This is a genomic window from Rhodococcus jostii NBRC 16295, assembly GCF_001894825.1.
In the GTDB taxonomy this organism is placed as follows: Bacteria; Actinomycetota; Actinomycetes; order Mycobacteriales; family Mycobacteriaceae; genus Rhodococcus_F; species Rhodococcus_F jostii.
This window is the reverse complement of sequence record NZ_BCWY01000033.1, coordinates 52,567-68,695: the sequence shown is the minus strand read 5'-3', so window position 1 is coordinate 68,695 and position 16,129 is coordinate 52,567. Positions and strand designations below refer to the sequence as shown.

The following is a 16,129-nucleotide window of genomic DNA, read 5'->3' as shown; positions in this document are numbered from 1 at the left end:
GATACCCAGCTCCGTTGATACCGCGCGGTCTCTATCTCGGCGATCAGAGAAGAGCACAACAAATGGTGTGTTGTGTGCATCGCAACGTTCGGATTCCGGGTGGACGGTCAGCCGTTGGGCGGCCGCCAGAGTGCGAGTCGCGGAATGTCCGGCGGCTCGAAGCCCAGCACCTGACCGTAGAAGGAGAGTTCGGCGTTGCGCGAGCTGATCAGGGTGGCGAGCTTCCGGAAACCGTGCGACTCTCCCTCGTACGCGAGGTAGGCGTGCGGGATGCCCTTCTCCACGAGCGCATCCCGGAAGCGTTCCGCCTGCGACGGCGGCACGATCGGATCGTCGAGCCCTTGCAGCAGCAGAACCGGGCAGTTCAGCCCGGCGACGTTGTTCAGCGGTGCACGCTCGGCGTAGAGGTCGGCCGACTCGGGCAGTGGGCCGATCAGGCCGTCGATGTACCGGGACTCGAAATCGTGGGTCTCCTTCACGAAACCGTCGAGTTCGGCCACGCCGAAGTACGACGCGCCGCACGCGAACACGTCCGAGGTGGTCAGTGCCGCGAGCACGGTCCACCCGCCTGCGGATCCGCCCTCGATCGCGAGCCTGCGGGGGTCCGCCATTCCCGCCTCGGCGAGGCCGGTCACCGCCGTCACCACGTCTTCGACGTCGACGACGCCCCACTGGCCCCGCAGCCGGTTGCGGTACTCGCGCCCGTATCCCGTGGAGCCGCCGTAGTTCACGTCGACGACGCCGATGCCGCGGCTGGTGAAGAACGCGAACACGGGATTCAGCGACGGCGCGACCCGCGACGTCGGTCCGCCGTGCACGAACGCCACATAGGGCGGCAGCTCCCCGTCCTCCCCCTGGTACCGCGGGTGACGCGGCGGGTAGGCGATGACGTGGACTTCGCGTTCGGCGCCCTGGAACGTCAGCTGCCGGGCCTCGGGGAGGTACGCCGACTCGGGCAGGTCGGTGACGGACAGCCGGATGGTCCGGAGGTCGCCGGTGTCGAGGTCGAGTTCCCGCAGACCCGACGGCGTCTGCGCGCCGCCGGTGAGCAGCAGGATCCGGTTGCCGCGACGGTCCCCGAGTCCGACGCTGGTGAGGCCGTCGAGGGGGATGTCGGCGAGTGAACCGGTGGCGGGATCGAGGACGGCGAGGGTGTCGGTGCCGAAGGTTCTGACGGTCAGCAGCGTGCCGTCGTCGCTGCGGGAATGCCACCGGCCTCCGAGCATCCACAGCGCGCCGCCGAAGTCGGCGTCCATCGGGCACAACGCCACCGGGTCGGCGGTGTCGATCCCGACCCGGTAGAGGTTCCACCAGCCGCTGCGGTCGCTGATGGTGTACAGCTCGGTGGGCCCGACCCATTCGGGTTGCAGCACCGATTCCTCGGGGCCGCCGAGAAGTGTCCGCACCTTCCCGGTCACGCGGCCGCCCTCGATCTCCACGACCCTGAGTTCGGTACCGTCCCACGGCATCTGGGGGTGGTCCCACGCGATCCAGGCGAGGTGCCTGCGGTCGGGCGACAGCCGCGGGTTGGCCAGGAAGTCCGAGCCGGCGACGACGGACCGCACCCGGTGCGCGTCTGCGGCGGCCGAACCGTCCAGCGGGATCACGCAGATGTCGCGGGTGACGCCGCCCTCCGTGTCGTGCGTCTCGCGGACGGCCCACACCTCGCCGTCGACCACCGACAGGTCGCCGTACCGCAGCGAGCACGGTTGCGGCGGCTCCGGTGTCAACGGCACCGGGGTCCCGCCCTCCAGCAGATACAGGCGCTGGTCGCCGAACTCGGCGAACACGAGCCGGCCGGCGTCGGTGACGGTCCAGCCGCCGCCGCCGTACTCGTGGACGCGGGTGCGCGCGTTCCACGGTGCGGGCAGGACGTCTTCCGGCTCGTCGTCGAGGCCGAGGCGCCGCACCGCGACCCGCCCGCCTTCGCTGGGTCGCAGTTCGGACCACCACACGTCCTCGCCCACGTACCGGCCGCCCTCGACGGGGTGGCCGCTGGAGGCGAGGTCCGCCGCCGCGATCGGGGAGGGCCAGGAACCGTAGGGCGCAGAGGTCATCCGCCGAGGATATTCCGCCGACTCCTACTCCGCTGGCAGCCACGCGCCGTGAAGACCCGCCGGAACCCGAATCGGCAGCCGCACCTTCCCGATCGGGCCCGACCCGGGATCGTCGGCGGGGAGTACGAAAAACCAGGACGACAGGTCGACGCGGTCGGTGCCGATCATTCCCCAGTACTCGTGTTCGGTGCCGGGCATGAAGATCGGCTCGCCCACGGACACGCTCCCCGGGTCCCAGTGCGTCTCGGTGCCGCGGGCCGTGTCGAAGAACCAGAGCGAATCCTGCCGTCCCTGGCTGCGATCGAGTTTGCCGACGGTCGCGACCGTGCGGTGCCCACGGGTGAGCTCACGGTCGTCGACCCGCGGGAACTCGACGTCGCGGTCGCACACCACCTCCCGCGTCATCCGGCCGCTGCCGGGGTCGACGACGGCGCGGATCAGGGAGCCGAGCGAGGGCGCCGGAGCCTTCGCGAACCCACCGGGATACGTCCATTCGACGTAGTCGACGCTCACTCGCCCGTCGGGCAGGTCGAAGGCGTTCGCGAAGTGCCACACCCAGTACGCGGCATGCGTCGACCACCGCACCGGACCGCCGTCGCGCGGGATCAGCGCGATCCTCGTGCCGTCGCCCGGCCGCCAGTCCAGCACGGACCCGCCGGTCAGCACGGCGGCGATGTCGAAGATCAGCGGGCACAGCATCAGCACGATGTAGCGCTCGGTGAGCGCCATGTCGTGAATCATCAGCGGCGTGTCCGCACCCTCGACCGGCGCCGGTGTCCGCGCCACGGAACCGTCGGGGTTCACCACCGACCACGTCAGGTACGGGGCCTCCAACATGTAGTTGAACAGCACCATCTCCCCGGTGACCGGGTCGAGTTTGGGATGCGCGGTGCTCCCCACACCCATGGCCCCGTCGCAGTTCTCCCGTCCGAGCGTGCTCAGGTCGGCGGGGTCGAGGCGGAACGGCAGCGTGGTCTCGGCCATCGCGAGCAGTCGCCCACCGTGCCGGACGATGTTGATGTCCGGCAGCTCACGCGACGTGCCCGCGAGTTCGGGCCCCACCTCGTCCTCGGTCGGCGTGTAGGGGTCGATGACGCCGGGCCAGATGACGTGCCCGGCCTTCTCCTCCGCCTCCACCATCGGGGTTCGAACGAACCGGTTGGTGTAGCCGGCGGCGCCGCCGGTCAACTCGATGCGGTGGACCATGCCGTCGCCGTCGAGCGGGTAGACGTAGCTGCCGATGGGGTCGAAGCGCGGGTTGGGACCGTTGCGCAGATAGGCGCCGTGCAGATCTGCGGGCAATTCGCCGATCACCTCGAGATTCCGGACGTCCACCTCCTCGCGTTGCGGTGCGAAGATCCCGCTGAGGTGGCTGTGATGCACGACGTCGACGGGTGCGGGTCGGGGAAATACCGGTGCTGACATGTGCGTCGTTCCCTCCGGGCACTGTGAACACGAAACGGATCGGGCCCCTTCTCGAGGGTACGACGGCTGCCCGCGCGGGCGGGGACATTCGACGACGCAGGAGCCGTCCGATACCCACCAGTAGAAATCGGGTTGCCCGGGAGTGGGAGAATGACCGTCGTGAGCAACCCAGACCACGGCCATCACCGCATGCCGCACCGCAAGCTGGAGCAGTCCACCAAACTCCAGAACGTGCTCTACGAGATTCGTGGACCGGTACATGCCCACGCCGCCCGGCTGGAGGCGGAAGGTCACCGGATCCTCAAGCTCAACATCGGCAACCCCGCGCCGTTCGGTTTCGACGCGCCCGACGTGATCATGCGCGACATGATCGCGGCGCTCCCGTACGCGCAGGGGTACTCCGAGTCCAAGGGCATCCTGTCGGCGCGGCGCGCGATCGTCACCCGCTACGAGCTGGTTCCCGGGTTCCCCGAACTCGACGTCGACGACATCTACCTGGGCAACGGCGTGTCCGAGCTCATCACGATGACGATGCAGGCTCTTCTCGACAACGGCGACGAGGTGCTGATCCCGGCGCCGGACTACCCGCTGTGGACGGCGATGACGAGCCTGGCCGGCGGCACCCCGGTGCACTACCTGTGCGACGAGGGCAACGACTGGAACCCCGACATCGCGGACATCGAGTCGAAGATCACCGACAAGACCAAGGCTCTCCTGGTCATCAACCCGAACAATCCGACGGGTGCGGTGTACTCGATGGAGGTGCTGCAGCAGCTCGTCGACCTGGCGCGCAAGCATCAGCTGCTGCTTCTCGCGGACGAGATCTACGACAAGATCCTCTACGACGACGCCAAGCACATCTCGCTGGCCACGCTGGCCCCGGACCTACTGTGCCTGACGTTCAACGGACTGTCGAAGGCGTATCGCGTCGCGGGCTACCGGTCCGGCTGGGTCGCCATCACGGGTCCGAAGGAGCACGCCGCGGGGTTCCTCGAGGGCCTCGACCTGCTGGCGTCGACGCGTCTGTGCCCGAACGTGCCCGGTCAGCACGCCATCCAGGTGGCGCTCGGCGGGCACCAGAGCATCGAGGACCTGATCCTGCCGGGCGGCCGGCTGCTCGAGCAGCGGGACGTGGCGTGGGAACGCCTCAACATGATTCCCGGTGTCTCGTGCGTGAAGCCGAAGGGTGCGCTGTACGCGTTCCCCCGGCTCGACCCGAACGTGTACGAGATCTACGACGACGAGAAGCTGGTCCAGGACCTTCTGCTGCAGGAGAAGATCCTGATGGTGCAGGGCACCGGTTTCAACTGGCCCGACCACGACCACCTCCGCATCGTGACGTTGCCGTGGGCGCGTGATCTCGCCGTCGCCATCGAGCGGTTCGGTAATTTCCTCACCAGCTACAAGCAGTAGGATCGAGACACAGTAAGCGACACGCGCGTCGCTTGCGTGTCTCCTGGGGGAAAAGAATGGTCACCGGCACCCGCGCGCGTTTCGGACAATTCGTCCATAAGCGACGGCGTTTGCTGAACCTCACACAGGACGAGGTCACGGCCGCCGGTGGTCCGTCCGACGCCGCGCAGACGCGGGCGGAGAACGGGACCGGCCCGGATCCGAGTATCGAGACCCTCCGCAAACTGGACGCCGCGCTCCGCTGGGCGCCGGGAAGCGCGGCGCGCACGCTCGACGGTGGCCACCCGACGCCCCTCGAGGCCCTCGACGGGGAAGAACGGTCGCAGCCGTCGCGCCCGCTCGCCCTGGGGCCCTCGGAGATTCCGCTGGATCTGGACACGATCATCGAGATCCTGGGGCCGCACACCCGGATCACCAAGCTGAGCGCGGCGCACCCCGAGGTGCCGGGGCTGGCCGAGGCGGCGGGGGAACTGAGCCGGGTGGTATCGAAGATCACCGGTGCGTACGTGACGCGGTTGCTGGAAGTCAACGGAGGCCCCGCCGGACCCCGCCAGCCGCTGGTGGAGTTCGCGTTCGGCCACCTGCTGGAGGAACCGTCCACCGTCACCGATCCGCGTGAGCTCGAGGAGGCGCGGTACCGCCGGTTCCTCTACGGCCGGGAAGAGGACCTCGACGCGGCCACACGGGAGCGCTTCTGGCGTCGATGGGAGGACGCGGTGAAACTCGTGGCCACCGACGACCGCGACCTCAGTGGAGACACGGAGGTGAACGCATGACCGGCGTGCCGCTGTCGGTGCGGGTCAACCGCCTGTTCTCGCTCGCCCACGACCTCGACGGCCCCGAACCGGGAGAAGACACCGTCGCCGCGGAGGTGTCCCGGATTCTCGGCCGTCCCGTCGAGCCTGCCGTGATCGAGTCGCTGCGCAGCGGCGATCACCACACGCCCGAACCGGACGTCCTCCGGGCGGTCGCCCAGCACTTCCATGCTCCTGAGCAGTACCTCGCCGCCGACGGCTATCACGATTACGACACTCTCGTGCGCTTCAAGATCGCGGTCCGCGAGGCCGGGGTCCGGCACCTGTCCATGCGGTCGCTCGACGCGGGCGCGGAGCCGACCACCGCCGAGATGGAATCACTGATTCCCCTGCTGGAGAATCTGCGGCGCACTCACGGACCTGTGCCGGCCGCGGCACCCGACCCCCGTCAGACCTGAGCGGGGACGCGTGCCGACGGGTCCTCGGGTCCGCCGAACTGCGGTAGGCGACGCGCCCAGAGTCCGGTCGCCACGCGCTCGGCGTCCCGCCAGTGATCGGCCAGCCGCGCCAGCTCCCACGGTTCGCCGCCGACGTCCGTCAGGTGCGTGGTTCCGCCGGTGCCGTGCGCCGGGTGACCGGCTCTCCGGGCCAGGCACGCGAGGTGCAGCCGCGTCGCTGTGACCACGGGCGGTGCGGTGCCGGTGGGCCCGCCGAGTTCGAACACCACGTGCCGGTCGAGGATCATGATCGCGTCGCGGATCTCGACGCTCATCCGGTCCAGGCGGCCGCGGGCGGACAATGTCCGCCGATCCTCCGGACGCAGTTCCAGCACCACTTCGGGCACCGCGCCGGTCAGGGTCAGCCACATCGGATGTAGCCGGCGCGCGACCCGCCGCGACCGCCGACGGTGTATGAGCACCCGCGCCACCGGTCCCACCGAGATGAGCGCGCCCGCCGACACGGCGAGCAGGCGGATGAACGCCCCCGAGTCGCTGTGCGATTCGGTCAGGACGTTGTCTTCGCTGACCGCGTTGACCACGCCGGTCGTCACGACGATCCCCATGTCGAGGACCTCGAACAGCGACAGGGCGATGACGGCGAGGAACACCCGGCGTTCGCGTCCCGGCGTCGCGCTGCGCACGGCCTTCAGGGAGATCCACAGGTTGAGCAGGGCGACAGCGAGGATCGGGGTTGCGTACGTGATGCAATACGCCGCGAAGAGCCAGCCACCCTCGTCGGCGACGGCGACACCCCGCGATCGCGCCGGTGCGCTCAGGCCGATGAGGATCGCCCCCGCGACGAGGCACACCGACAGCGACACGACGTGGATGCGGGGAAGACGGGCCGGGCCGAGCGCCCACGCGGAGAAGAGGCTGATCAGCGACGCCGCGGTGAGCATGATGCAGACGTTGCTGAGAGTGTTCGCGAAGCCGTATCCGAACCAGAGGTCCAGCCAGTGCTGCGCCAGTGACCGCTGGAGGACGAGGGAGAGGGACGCGAAGACGAGGGCGGCGTTCATCCGTCGTTCGGCGACGGTCGACCGGACGAGCGCCAGGCGCAGCAGCGTCGTCGCCCAGACGACGGCGAGGAGCGGCCAGCTCACATAGGTGGGCGGTTCGTACACGGCGTCAGAACGTTCCGAGCATCCGCGACACCCGTGCGTCACCGACTGTGTCGTCGCTCGTCCTCGACCGGCGACCCGCCATGATCAGGGTGGCGAGGAGTTCCGCCTCGTATTCCTGGTCGTTCGAATAGTTGGACCGGCCCAGCATTCGGACCACGCGCGCCGTGTCGACCGACGGCGCGGCCGCCGACAGCACGGTCGAGTCGACGGACGTGTCCCCGACCGCATCGCGATCGTGTCCGAGTTCCATGTGTGCCAGTTCGTGGCAGATGATGTGGGTGGCGTGCACGTCCGACGTGCCTGCCGCGTACAGGATCACGTCGTCGTCGGCCCGCGCGAGCCAGAGTCCGGAATGACCGCCCTGGACCAGGGCGTGCGAGACGGGAACCAGGTGGATCGGACGCCCCCGCCGGGCTGCGACGTCGGCGACGAGTTGATCCCTGTTCCAGGGCACGGGAATACTCATCTCCGCCACGATCCGGCGAAGATGGTTGCTGGATCGCGACTGCCGCGAGATTCGCACTGGAACACCTCCGAACGGCCATAATCCTAGGCCGTCGCGTTGCGAGGTCACGACATGTGGGCAATTTCACCGGCCCGGTTGACGAATACCCCTACCGTGTCGGTAGATTGGCAACCGGCACCTCGAGTGCCGCGAGCACCTGTCGCCCCTCCCCCCCTGTGGGCGCCAGGTCGGTGGCGGGGTCAACCCCCCCTGTACCCCGCCACCCAGCTCGGCAAATCTCTCCGCACAGCGTGTCAGCGTCCGCGGAACACACCCCTCGTTCGGAGTTCCGGACCACCCTTGCGTGGAGTTCGGCGTTCGCTGCAGATTAGCTGCCGTGTGCCGTTCTTCGATATCTAATCACACCGGCGACATATAAGCGATACGAAGGCAATACGAACCTGACAGTTCGGCAACAGCGGCATCTCAGGCCACTTCCGTCACGGCGTCACCGGCAGCAGTCCGGCTACCCTGTCGTGCGTGCGGAGACTATCCCCCCAGCAGCGACGCGGCCGATGAGCGAGTTCCACGGACACGGCCACGGCCACGGACACAGCGACGGTCCGGCCCCGATGGGACCCACGGCCGCGAAGGTGGTCGTCGGGCTTCTCGTCGCCATCGGTGTCGCGGTGCTCGTCGGCGCCATCGCGTTGTGGCCCGGCAAGCCGAGCGTCGACGTCGAGCAGCCCTTCCAGAGCGCCCAGGGCGGTGCGGTGGTGACGGAATCGGGCACGGTGACGATGCAGAACATCGGCGACTGCGGTAGTCCGTCCGCCGGGCGCGCCTTCACCGGTGCCCCGCTGCCACCGCCGGCCGGCGCGTACGAGTGCCAGCGCAGCATCGTCGACATCGAGTCCGGTCCCAACACCGGCACCCAGACGCTGCTCGAGATCATTCCCGGCCCCGGTCAGCCCGACCTGCGGGTGGGCGAGCACATCCGGCTGTCCCGCCAGACGGACGTGAACGGGACGACGGAGTACTCGTTCGAGGACTATGCCCGCGGCCTGCCCGTCACCCTGATCGCACTCGCGTTCGCCGCCGTCGTGATCGCGGTCGCACGGTGGCGAGGGTTCCGCGCCCTCGTCGGCATCGTCGTCTCGTTCGGCGTGCTCGTCCTGTTCACGCTCCCGGCACTGCTGGACGGAAAGCCGGCGATCCCAGTGGCTCTCGTCTCCGGCGCCGTGATCCTGTATGCCGTGCTGTATCTCGCGCACGGTGTGTCACTGCGCACCAGCTCGGCGTTGCTGGGCACGCTCGCATCGATGCTCCTGGCGGCGGTCCTCTCCTACGCGACCATCGAGATGACCCGTCTGACCGGGCTGTCCGAGGAGCAGAACACCAACGTCCAGACCTACATACAACACGTCAGCATCACCGGGCTTCTCCTGGCCGGGTTCATCATCGGCTCGCTGGGTGTGCTCAACGACGTCACCATCACGCAGGCGGCGTCGGCCTTCGAACTCGCATCGCTGGACCCCGACGCCTCCCGGCGTCAGATCTTCGGTTCGTCAATGCGCGTCGGTCGCGACCACATCGCCAGCACCGTCTACACCCTCGTCCTGGCGTATGCGGGCGGGGCGTTGCCGCTGCTGTTGCTGTTCACCGTGGCGGGACGGTCGATTCAGGACGTGCTGCTCAGCGATGCCGTCGCCATCGAGATCGTGCGTTCCGCGGTCGGCGGCATCGCCCTGGCACTGTCGGTTCCGCTGACCACCGCGATCGCCGTGATGCTGGCGCGGCCGATCGGCGCGGGCCCTTCCGGCGGGGCGCCCGCGGTGAAGGCATCTCGGGGCGGCCGCCACTCCAAGTAGCGGCAATCGCTAGCTGAAGGCGCCGAACTCCCGGAGGACGATGAAGATGATGGCGATGACCATCAGCGCGTAGACGGTCAGCATCGTCACCTTGGCCGCACGCTCGCTGGTGGGCGGGAACATCTTCAGGATCGGCTTCGTGTAGGCAACGAGCCGGTGCGTGTCATCCGGCGCGGCGGCCGCCGAAGGCCGGGAAACACTGGGAGTGCCGTGGAACTCCGCGGGATTTGCAGTCATTGCACACATCCTCTCTACGCCGGAACCATTTCATCGTAGGCCCGTGGAGCGGCGCCCGCCCACCTCAATCGGCGGTCGGGATGCGGCGGCGGCTACGTTCCGGGGAACCTGGGGAGCTCGGGCAGCTGAAGCGGCGGCAACTGGATCTGCGGCAGACCGGGAAACAGCGGCGCGGGCGGTGGCGGTGGCGGCGCGGGTTCCGGCTCGGGAATCCGGATCTGGGACGCCGTCCGGACGGGCGCCTCGACGGCCTCGGACGTCGACGGCGCCGGGGACGGCGTCGGGGACGATGTGGCCATCTCGGTGACGGCGGGCGGCTCCGCGGTGAGCTGCGTCGTCACCGGCTGGGACGTGCCCTCCGTGCGCCCCAGCAGGTTGCCGCCGTACCCGAGACCGAGTCCGATCACCGCGACGACAGCGAGCGCACTTCCCGCCAGTGCGGCCCCCCGGATCTGCGGTTTGGCGACCGGCTGACTCGGCGGCGGCGCGGCGGCGCTCAGCCAGGACGGAGTGCTCGACCCACCGCCGCGCGCGACCGCTGCGGTCGGAGCGTGGCGGGAGTGGTCCGTGTCGAACGGGGGCTCGGGCGAATACTGCGGCGGGAGGACGGTGGCGCCCGGTACGCGTGGTGGCAGCGCCTGCTGCGCGAGAAGCGCAGCACCTTGTGCCGCAACGAGTTCGGGGTGGTCGGGCACGATGACGGGCAACCCGAGCCACGACTGCAGCACCGATCGCACGAGCGGGATCCGGGCGCCGCCACCGATGAGCACCACGGCATCCGGGACTCGTCCGGACCTCGTGATCACGTCGCGGGCGAGGCGCGCCGAGGATTCGACGGTGACACCGATCAGCGCGTCGAACACGTCACGCGAGAGCAGCAGCAGCCCGCCGTCGCCGGGCACCGCGACGGCGCCGCCGGTGGACAGCCGTTCCTTCGCCTCACGACAGCGGAGGTCGAGCGCGAATCTCGCGGCCGCGTCGCCCGGTGCGTCGATGCGTTTGTTCTCCACCTGGTTGTCGCGGATCAGCCGGTCGAAGCCGTCGCCGCTCACCGCGTCGGTGCGGGTGGTCTCCACCACCTCGCCCGTCGGACGGTCGACGACGCTCACGGTGAGCCCGGAGCTGCCCAGGTCGTAGAAGACGAGCGTCGCCTGCTCACCCAGCGCTCCCGACACGTCGAGGAATTTCAGCGCCGCGGAGGCCTCGGTGACGAGCTGGTAGTCGACGAGCTGCTGCCGCGCCATCGCGGCCTGCACGGCGCCGGCCTGGGCTTCGTCGCGGTAGGCGACGCCGGTGGCGCGCACCTGCCCGGCGTCCGGGGCGCCCGCGAGGACGACGCCGATCGATTCGGCGGCGAGTTCCTCCGGCAGGTCCGGGCCGGCGGCGACGACCTGGGCACGGAAATCGGGCAGCTGCCGACCTGCGGTGTCGTCACGGTTCACTGCGTCGGGTCGTGCCAAGCGCACAGCGCTCGCACCGACCGACACACCTAGAACCGAACTCATGGGCCGCCTGACTCGACTGTGCACGGGTTCGATCCGGAATCCCCCCACTCCATGGGCCGCAGTCTATCGAAGGGGTCCGACCGAGCAACCGAGCAACCGTTCGGAGGAGGCGATGTCAGAAGTTGCTGGCGATGATCACTCCCGCGATCCCGGTGCCCAGCGGCACGAACGTGCACGGCGGCACGACGGCGTGCGTCGGATCGAGGGTGTTGAGCACCAATTGCTGGGTGTACGGGTCGTAGGGGAGGTTGAAGTGGCCGGTCTGATCGATCGGGCACAGATCCTGGACGAGGATGTTGGTCGCGCCGGGGTCGTGCAGCGCGACGTTGGTGTACGGCTGGATCACCTCGTCGTACCGCGTCCCGATCGTCGTGTAGTCGACCCCGGCGACGGTGTCGCTGGGGGTGTTGAGGGCGGTGAGGAATTCCGATCCCTGAACCTGCTCGGCGAGCGCCTCCGAACCGAAACGCTCGATCAGCTCGCTTCCCCCGGGAACCGACGTCACCGCCGTCGCGATCCCGAAGAACGTCCCGCCGTAGGTCGGGGACGCCAGACCGATCCACCGGTTCACGTGGGCCGCGCCGCCGAGCCTGTTGATGTAGTACCGGGCCACCGTCGCGCCCTGCGAGTGCCCGATCACGTCGACCTTCGACGCGCCCGTCACAGACAGCACCTGGGAGACGAAATCGTCGAGTTCGTGCGCCCCCTCGGTCATGGTCTCCATCCCATAGTGTTCGGTGCCCGGTCTCTGCCCGTAGTTGAGTGCGAACAGGCAGTAGCCCGCGGCCTTCAGTTTCGGGCTCAGCCCGGCCCAGTTCGCGTAGGCACTGCCGTCGCTGCCGTGGACGAGCACGACCGGACGGGGATGGGCGGCATCGGGGTGGCACGTGAAGTCGTTGACACCCGGAGGGGCGGAATGTGGATGTTGCTTCGAGTACGCGATCGCCTCACCGGCCTGGGACTGCGGCGGTCCCGGCTGCGTCGGGACCTCGGCCGCGTGAGCGGGCGCGACGCCGAGTGCGCAGGTAACGGCAGCGAGGAATGCGAGTCGGGATCCGTGACGTGCCTTCGACATCGTCGGCCCTCCGTTGCGAATAGCGCTGACGCTACCGCTCCGGCAATCGCGGCGGGCGATCTTTCTCACCTGTTACCGAACCGCGTGGTCCGATCCGTTCGGTGACCCGATCGCAACCTGCGCGGCGCAGGTCAGCCCCGGCCGAGCCCCCGGTAGACCCATCCTGCGGCGCGCCAGTCCGCGGCGTCGAGGCAGTTGCGGCCGTCGACCATCACGCGGGCGCGGACCACGCCGTTCAGGTCGTCCGGTTGCAGCGCTGCGAACTCGGCCCATTCGGTGAGCAGGAGCACCGCGTCGGCGTTGTCGCACGCCTCGACCGCCGACGTCGCGTAGTTCAATGTCGGGAACAGTCGTCGTGAGTTGTCGAGCGCCTTCGGGTCGTAGACGCTCACCACCGCCCCGTGCAGCTGCATCATTCCCGCGACGTTCAGCGCGGGCGAATCGCGGACGTCGTCGGATTCTGGTTTGAACGCCGCGCCGAGCACCGCGACGTTGGCGCCGAGCAGGGAACCTCCGCACGCCTGCGCCGCCAACTCCACCATCCGGGTGCGTCGTCGCATGTTGATGCTGTCGACCTCCCGGAGGAAGTGCAGCGCCTGGTTCGCGCCCAGTTCACCGGCCCGGGCCATGAACGCGCGGATGTCCTTGGGCAGGCAGCCGCCACCGAAGCCGAGCCCGGCGTTGAGGAATCGCCGGCCGATCCGCGCGTCGTAACCGAGCGCGTCGGCGAGTTGGGTGACGTCGGCGCCGGTGGCCTCGCACACCTCGGAGATGGCGTTGATGAAGGAGATCTTGGTGGCGAGGAACGCGTTCGCCGAGACCTTGACCAGTTCCGCGGTGGCGAGGTCGGTGACCAGGAACGGAATGTCCTCGGCCAGCAGGTGGGCATACAGTTCCCGCAATTCGGTTTCCGCCCGTCCGGGGCGCTGCCGGTCGACTCCCAGCACCATCCGGTCCGGGTGCAGGGTGTCCTGGACGGCGAAGCCCTCCCGGAGGAACTCCGGGTTCCACGCGACCTCCACGTCGTCACCCGCGGGCGCGAGCGCCCGGGCCCGCTCACCCAGGTCCGCCGCCGTCCCGACCGGAACGGTCGACTTTCCGACGATCACCGCGGGACGGTCGAGCAGCGGCGCCAGGGTGTCGATCACCGAGTGCACGTGCCGCAGGTCGGCCGCGTACTCCCCCTTCTTCTGCGGGGTGCCGACACCGAGAAAGTGGAGGTCCGCGAACTCCGCGGCCTCGGCGTACGACGTGGTGAAGTGCAGCCGGCCGGCGTCGATGTTCCGGCGCAGAACGTCCGCGAGTCCGGGCTCGTAGAAGGGGACCTCCCCGGAGGAGAGTTTCGCCACTTTTCCGGGATCGATGTCGACGCCGAGAACGTCGTGGCCCAGTTCCGCCATACAGGCGGCGTGGGTGGCTCCCAGGTATCCGGTTCCAAACACGGTGCAGCGCATGCACCCTTGATAACCGGCGCAGGTGAGCGCGATATTTCCCCGACCGATGTTCGAAGCCAACAGTGCGTGTACGAACGGTGCGGAGCGAGACCCTATGCTTCGCCCATGCATGTTCTCTTCGTCTGCACCGGAAACGTCTGCCGCTCCCCAACGGCTGAGCGCCTCGCAGTGGCCTACGCCGAGGAGCTCGGGATCACCGATATGACCGCCGAAAGTGCAGGTACGCGCGCCGCGGTCGGACGCCCGATGGAACCGACGGCCGCGCAAGTCCTCGAAGGGCTCGGCGGTGATCCCAGCGATTTCACCGCGCGGCTGCTCACCGCCGATCTGGCGGTGGACGCCGACCTGGTGTTGACGATGACCGAGCGTCAGCGCGAGAAGGTGCTGGCGCTGGCCCCGGAGCAGCTGAAGAAGACGTTCACCCTCCGGGAGGCCGCTCGGCTCGCGGAGGCTGCGGATGCGAAATCCGTGGCCGATCTGGCGGCGGCACGTCCCAGACACAAAGCGGACGAGACCCCTGAAGACGTGCCGGACCCGATGGGACAGGACGAGGACACGTTCCTGACCATCGGGTCCGAGATCGCCGATCTACTGGGTGTGATCGCGCGGAGCGTCCGCCTCTGACCAGGCTTCCTGGTCTTCACGGTAGCGGCGGGTGCGCCTCGGTGCGGGAGGCATCGGTGCGCCCGCCTGCTGCTCGTGACCGTAGTGGTCGGGAGCCCCGTACCACTGCTGGCTCTGGTCGCCCTGGTATGCGGGTGCGCCCTGGTAGGCCGGGACTTCCTGCCGATTTCCGCCGTTCGGACCGTACGACTGCGGGGTGTACTCCTCACGAACGTGCGGCGCCGGTTGCTGGTGTGCAGGCGGTTGCACGGGAACGGCCGGCTGCATCTGCGGCAGGGACTTGTCGGTCTCGTAGTAGTACTTGTACTCGTAGACACCCCGCCCGCGGCTCGGCGTCATGGTGATGATCGTTCCGAGGATGGTGGCCCCCACGCTGTGCAGGTTGCCCACCGCCCGCGACAGCTGGTCGCGCTTGGTTTCGGCGTGACGCGCGATGACCAGCGCACCGTCCGACATCGCGGTGAGCACGGTCGCGTCGGTGACCGGCAGCAACGGTGATGCGTCTACGATCACGTAGTCGAATCGTCCCCGCAGATCGGCGAGGACCTGGCGGGCCGTCTCCGTTCCGAGAAGCTCACTCGGGTTCGGGGGGATCGGTCCGGACGCCAACACCGTGAGACCCGTGTACTGCGTCGGCTGGAGCACCGCGTCGAGGTCGGCCTTGCCGGCCAGCACACTGCTGAGACCGACGGAACCGACGACACCGAGGTACTTCGACACCCGAGGCTTGCGGAGGTCGCCCTCGACCAGGCACACATTCTGGCCGCCCTCCGCCAGCACGAGGGCGATGTTGATCGCGGTGGTGGTCTTTCCTTCGGTGGGCAGCGAACTGGTGACGACGATGACGCGCGGCGGGTTGTCGACCTCGAGGAACTGCAGGTTCGTACGCAGCTCCCGGTAGGACTCGGCGCTCGACGAGTTGCCTTCAGCGAAGTTGATCGCCTGCTGCGTCTGCCGCTCCTTGTCGAACGGGATGGTGCCGATCAGTGCGGAACCGGCGAGTTCCTCGACCGTGCGCCGATCCTTGATCGTGTTGTCGAGGCGATCACGCAAGACGGCGAACGCGATGCCGAGCAGGAGCCCGACCGCGGCACCCAGCGCGAGGTTGCGCAGAGTCTTGGGCGAGACGGGAGCGGACGGGGTCTGCGCCTGCTGTTCGACCACGACGCGAGCGGCGGGGGCGCCGCCCCTCTCCGGGGTCTCGAGCTCCCGGGCCATGACGACGAACTCATCGGACAGGGCGTTGGCGATGTCGCGGGCGCGTTCCGGCGACGGATCCTGCACCTTGACGTCGATCAGAACGGTGTCGGGCGCGGAGCTGGCCTTCACCTGTGAGGCGAGCGCCGAGGCCGTGCCGCCGAGATCGAGCTTGTCGATCGTCCGCTGCGCGAGCGTCTCGCCGGTGAGCAGTTTCGTGTAGGACGTCACCCGCTGCTGCGAGAACAGGTTTCCCTGGTAGACCTCGTTCACCGACGATCCGGCGGACGTCGAGACGAACAGCCGTGTCGACGCTTCGTAGATCGGCGTCGTCAGCAACGACGCTCCCAGCGCACCGAGGATCGCCACCACGGTGGTGATCGCGATGATTTTCCATCGTGATTGCAGAATTCGCAGGTAGTCCTGAATTTCCATTATCGAGTCTCT

14 protein-coding genes are annotated in these 16,129 nt (G+C 68.6%); 5 read left to right on the top strand and 9 right to left on the bottom strand.

From position 1 onward, the window contains the following. Window positions 1-107: 107 nt before the first annotated feature. Both RJ1_RS21770 and RJ1_RS21765 read right to left on the bottom strand, forming a co-directional pair. Window positions 108-2,057 (bottom strand): S9 family peptidase, encoded by a 1,950-nt coding sequence (locus RJ1_RS21770; protein ID WP_073363850.1) that lies wholly within the window; start codon window positions 2,055-2,057, stop codon window positions 108-110. Window positions 2,058-2,081: 24 nt separating this feature from the next. Further along, on the bottom strand, window positions 2,082-3,482 hold the full coding sequence (locus RJ1_RS21765) for a carotenoid oxygenase family protein (protein WP_073363848.1): 1,401 nt from the start codon (window positions 3,480-3,482) through the stop codon (window positions 2,082-2,084). Window positions 3,483-3,632: 150 nt separating this feature from the next. On the opposite strand from RJ1_RS21765, the gene RJ1_RS21760 reads away from it, so the two are divergent. From RJ1_RS21760 to RJ1_RS21750, 3 genes are read left to right on the top strand one after another with little or no spacing between them, the layout of a single operon-like run. Then, window positions 3,633-4,895, top strand: a complete 1,263-nt coding sequence (locus tag RJ1_RS21760) for a pyridoxal phosphate-dependent aminotransferase (RefSeq protein ID WP_073363846.1) — start codon at window positions 3,633-3,635, stop codon at window positions 4,893-4,895. 56 nt (window positions 4,896-4,951) lie between these two features. Then, complete coding sequence (locus tag RJ1_RS21755) at window positions 4,952-5,671, top strand: helix-turn-helix domain-containing protein (RefSeq protein WP_073363844.1); 720 nt, start codon at window positions 4,952-4,954, stop codon at window positions 5,669-5,671. After that, window positions 5,668-6,108, top strand: coding sequence for a hypothetical protein (locus tag RJ1_RS21750; protein ID WP_073363842.1), 441 nt, complete (start codon window positions 5,668-5,670; stop codon window positions 6,106-6,108). Before RJ1_RS21755 ends, RJ1_RS21750 begins: the two co-directional genes overlap by 4 nt. Here the strand turns inward: RJ1_RS21750 and RJ1_RS21745 are convergent. Together RJ1_RS21745 and RJ1_RS21740 are read right to left on the bottom strand one after the other, a co-directional pair. Then, on the bottom strand, window positions 6,099-7,274 hold the full coding sequence (locus RJ1_RS21745) for an MAB_1171c family putative transporter (protein ID WP_073363840.1): 1,176 nt from the start codon (window positions 7,272-7,274) through the stop codon (window positions 6,099-6,101). The genes RJ1_RS21750 and RJ1_RS21745 overlap by 10 nt on opposite strands. 4 nt (window positions 7,275-7,278) lie before the next feature. After that, entirely contained in the window at window positions 7,279-7,740 is a 462-nt protein-coding gene (locus tag RJ1_RS21740; RefSeq protein ID WP_240319938.1) for a hypothetical protein, read from the bottom strand. A gap of 554 nt (window positions 7,741-8,294) precedes the next feature. Between RJ1_RS21740 and RJ1_RS21735 the strand changes: the two genes are divergently transcribed. Beyond that, complete coding sequence (locus RJ1_RS21735) at window positions 8,295-9,590, top strand: YibE/F family protein (protein WP_073363836.1); 1,296 nt, start codon at window positions 8,295-8,297, stop codon at window positions 9,588-9,590. Window positions 9,591-9,599: 9 nt separating this feature from the next. Here RJ1_RS21735 and RJ1_RS21730 read toward each other — a convergent pair whose 3' ends face one another. The 4 genes from RJ1_RS21730 to RJ1_RS21715 form a co-directional block, all read right to left on the bottom strand. Beyond that, window positions 9,600-9,827, bottom strand: a complete 228-nt coding sequence (locus RJ1_RS21730; protein ID WP_073363834.1) for a hypothetical protein — start codon at window positions 9,825-9,827, stop codon at window positions 9,600-9,602. A gap of 92 nt (window positions 9,828-9,919) precedes the next feature. Continuing rightward, entirely contained in the window at window positions 9,920-11,332 is a 1,413-nt protein-coding gene (locus RJ1_RS21725) for a DUF7159 family protein (protein ID WP_073363832.1), read from the bottom strand. Window positions 11,333-11,447: 115 nt separating this feature from the next. Next, complete coding sequence (locus RJ1_RS21720; protein ID WP_073363830.1) at window positions 11,448-12,407, bottom strand: esterase/lipase family protein; 960 nt, start codon at window positions 12,405-12,407, stop codon at window positions 11,448-11,450. Window positions 12,408-12,538: 131 nt separating this feature from the next. Next, on the bottom strand, window positions 12,539-13,861 hold the full coding sequence (locus tag RJ1_RS21715) for a UDP-glucose dehydrogenase family protein (protein ID WP_073363828.1): 1,323 nt from the start codon (window positions 13,859-13,861) through the stop codon (window positions 12,539-12,541). Between the two features lie 105 nt (window positions 13,862-13,966). Between RJ1_RS21715 and RJ1_RS21710 the strand changes: the two genes are divergently transcribed. Next, window positions 13,967-14,485, top strand: coding sequence for an arsenate reductase/protein-tyrosine-phosphatase family protein (locus RJ1_RS21710; RefSeq protein WP_073363826.1), 519 nt, complete (start codon window positions 13,967-13,969; stop codon window positions 14,483-14,485). On the opposite strand, the gene RJ1_RS21705 is transcribed toward RJ1_RS21710, so the two are convergent. Continuing rightward, a complete protein-coding gene (locus RJ1_RS21705) occupies window positions 14,450-16,117 on the bottom strand; it encodes a polysaccharide biosynthesis tyrosine autokinase (RefSeq protein WP_073363824.1) in 1,668 nt (555 codons plus the stop codon). The genes RJ1_RS21710 and RJ1_RS21705 overlap by 36 nt on opposite strands. Window positions 16,118-16,129: the final 12 nt, after the last annotated feature.

What these genes read in the sequence shown, in the direction of transcription:
- RJ1_RS21710 (WP_073363826.1), top strand. Translation starts at nt 13,967, where the DNA reads ATGCATGTTCTCTTCGTCTGCACCGGAAACGTCTGCCGCTCCCCAACG.
- RJ1_RS21705 (WP_073363824.1), bottom strand. Translation starts at nt 16,117, where the DNA reads ATGGAAATTCAGGACTACCTGCGAATTCTGCAATCACGATGGAAAATC.
- RJ1_RS21725 (WP_073363832.1), bottom strand. Translation starts at nt 11,332, where the DNA reads ATGAGTTCGGTTCTAGGTGTGTCGGTCGGTGCGAGCGCTGTGCGCTTG.
- RJ1_RS21765 (WP_073363848.1), bottom strand. Translation starts at nt 3,482, where the DNA reads ATGTCAGCACCGGTATTTCCCCGACCCGCACCCGTCGACGTCGTGCAT.
- RJ1_RS21770 (WP_073363850.1), bottom strand. Translation starts at nt 2,057, where the DNA reads ATGACCTCTGCGCCCTACGGTTCCTGGCCCTCCCCGATCGCGGCGGCG.
- RJ1_RS21750 (WP_073363842.1), top strand. Translation starts at nt 5,668, where the DNA reads ATGACCGGCGTGCCGCTGTCGGTGCGGGTCAACCGCCTGTTCTCGCTC.
- RJ1_RS21730 (WP_073363834.1), bottom strand. Translation starts at nt 9,827, where the DNA reads ATGACTGCAAATCCCGCGGAGTTCCACGGCACTCCCAGTGTTTCCCGG.
- RJ1_RS21715 (WP_073363828.1), bottom strand. Translation starts at nt 13,861, where the DNA reads ATGCGCTGCACCGTGTTTGGAACCGGATACCTGGGAGCCACCCACGCC.
- RJ1_RS21720 (WP_073363830.1), bottom strand. Translation starts at nt 12,407, where the DNA reads ATGTCGAAGGCACGTCACGGATCCCGACTCGCATTCCTCGCTGCCGTT.
- RJ1_RS21735 (WP_073363836.1), top strand. Translation starts at nt 8,295, where the DNA reads ATGAGCGAGTTCCACGGACACGGCCACGGCCACGGACACAGCGACGGT.
- RJ1_RS21755 (WP_073363844.1), top strand. Translation starts at nt 4,952, where the DNA reads ATGGTCACCGGCACCCGCGCGCGTTTCGGACAATTCGTCCATAAGCGA.
- RJ1_RS21740 (WP_240319938.1), bottom strand. Translation starts at nt 7,740, where the DNA reads ATGAGTATTCCCGTGCCCTGGAACAGGGATCAACTCGTCGCCGACGTC.
- RJ1_RS21760 (WP_073363846.1), top strand. Translation starts at nt 3,633, where the DNA reads ATGACCGTCGTGAGCAACCCAGACCACGGCCATCACCGCATGCCGCAC.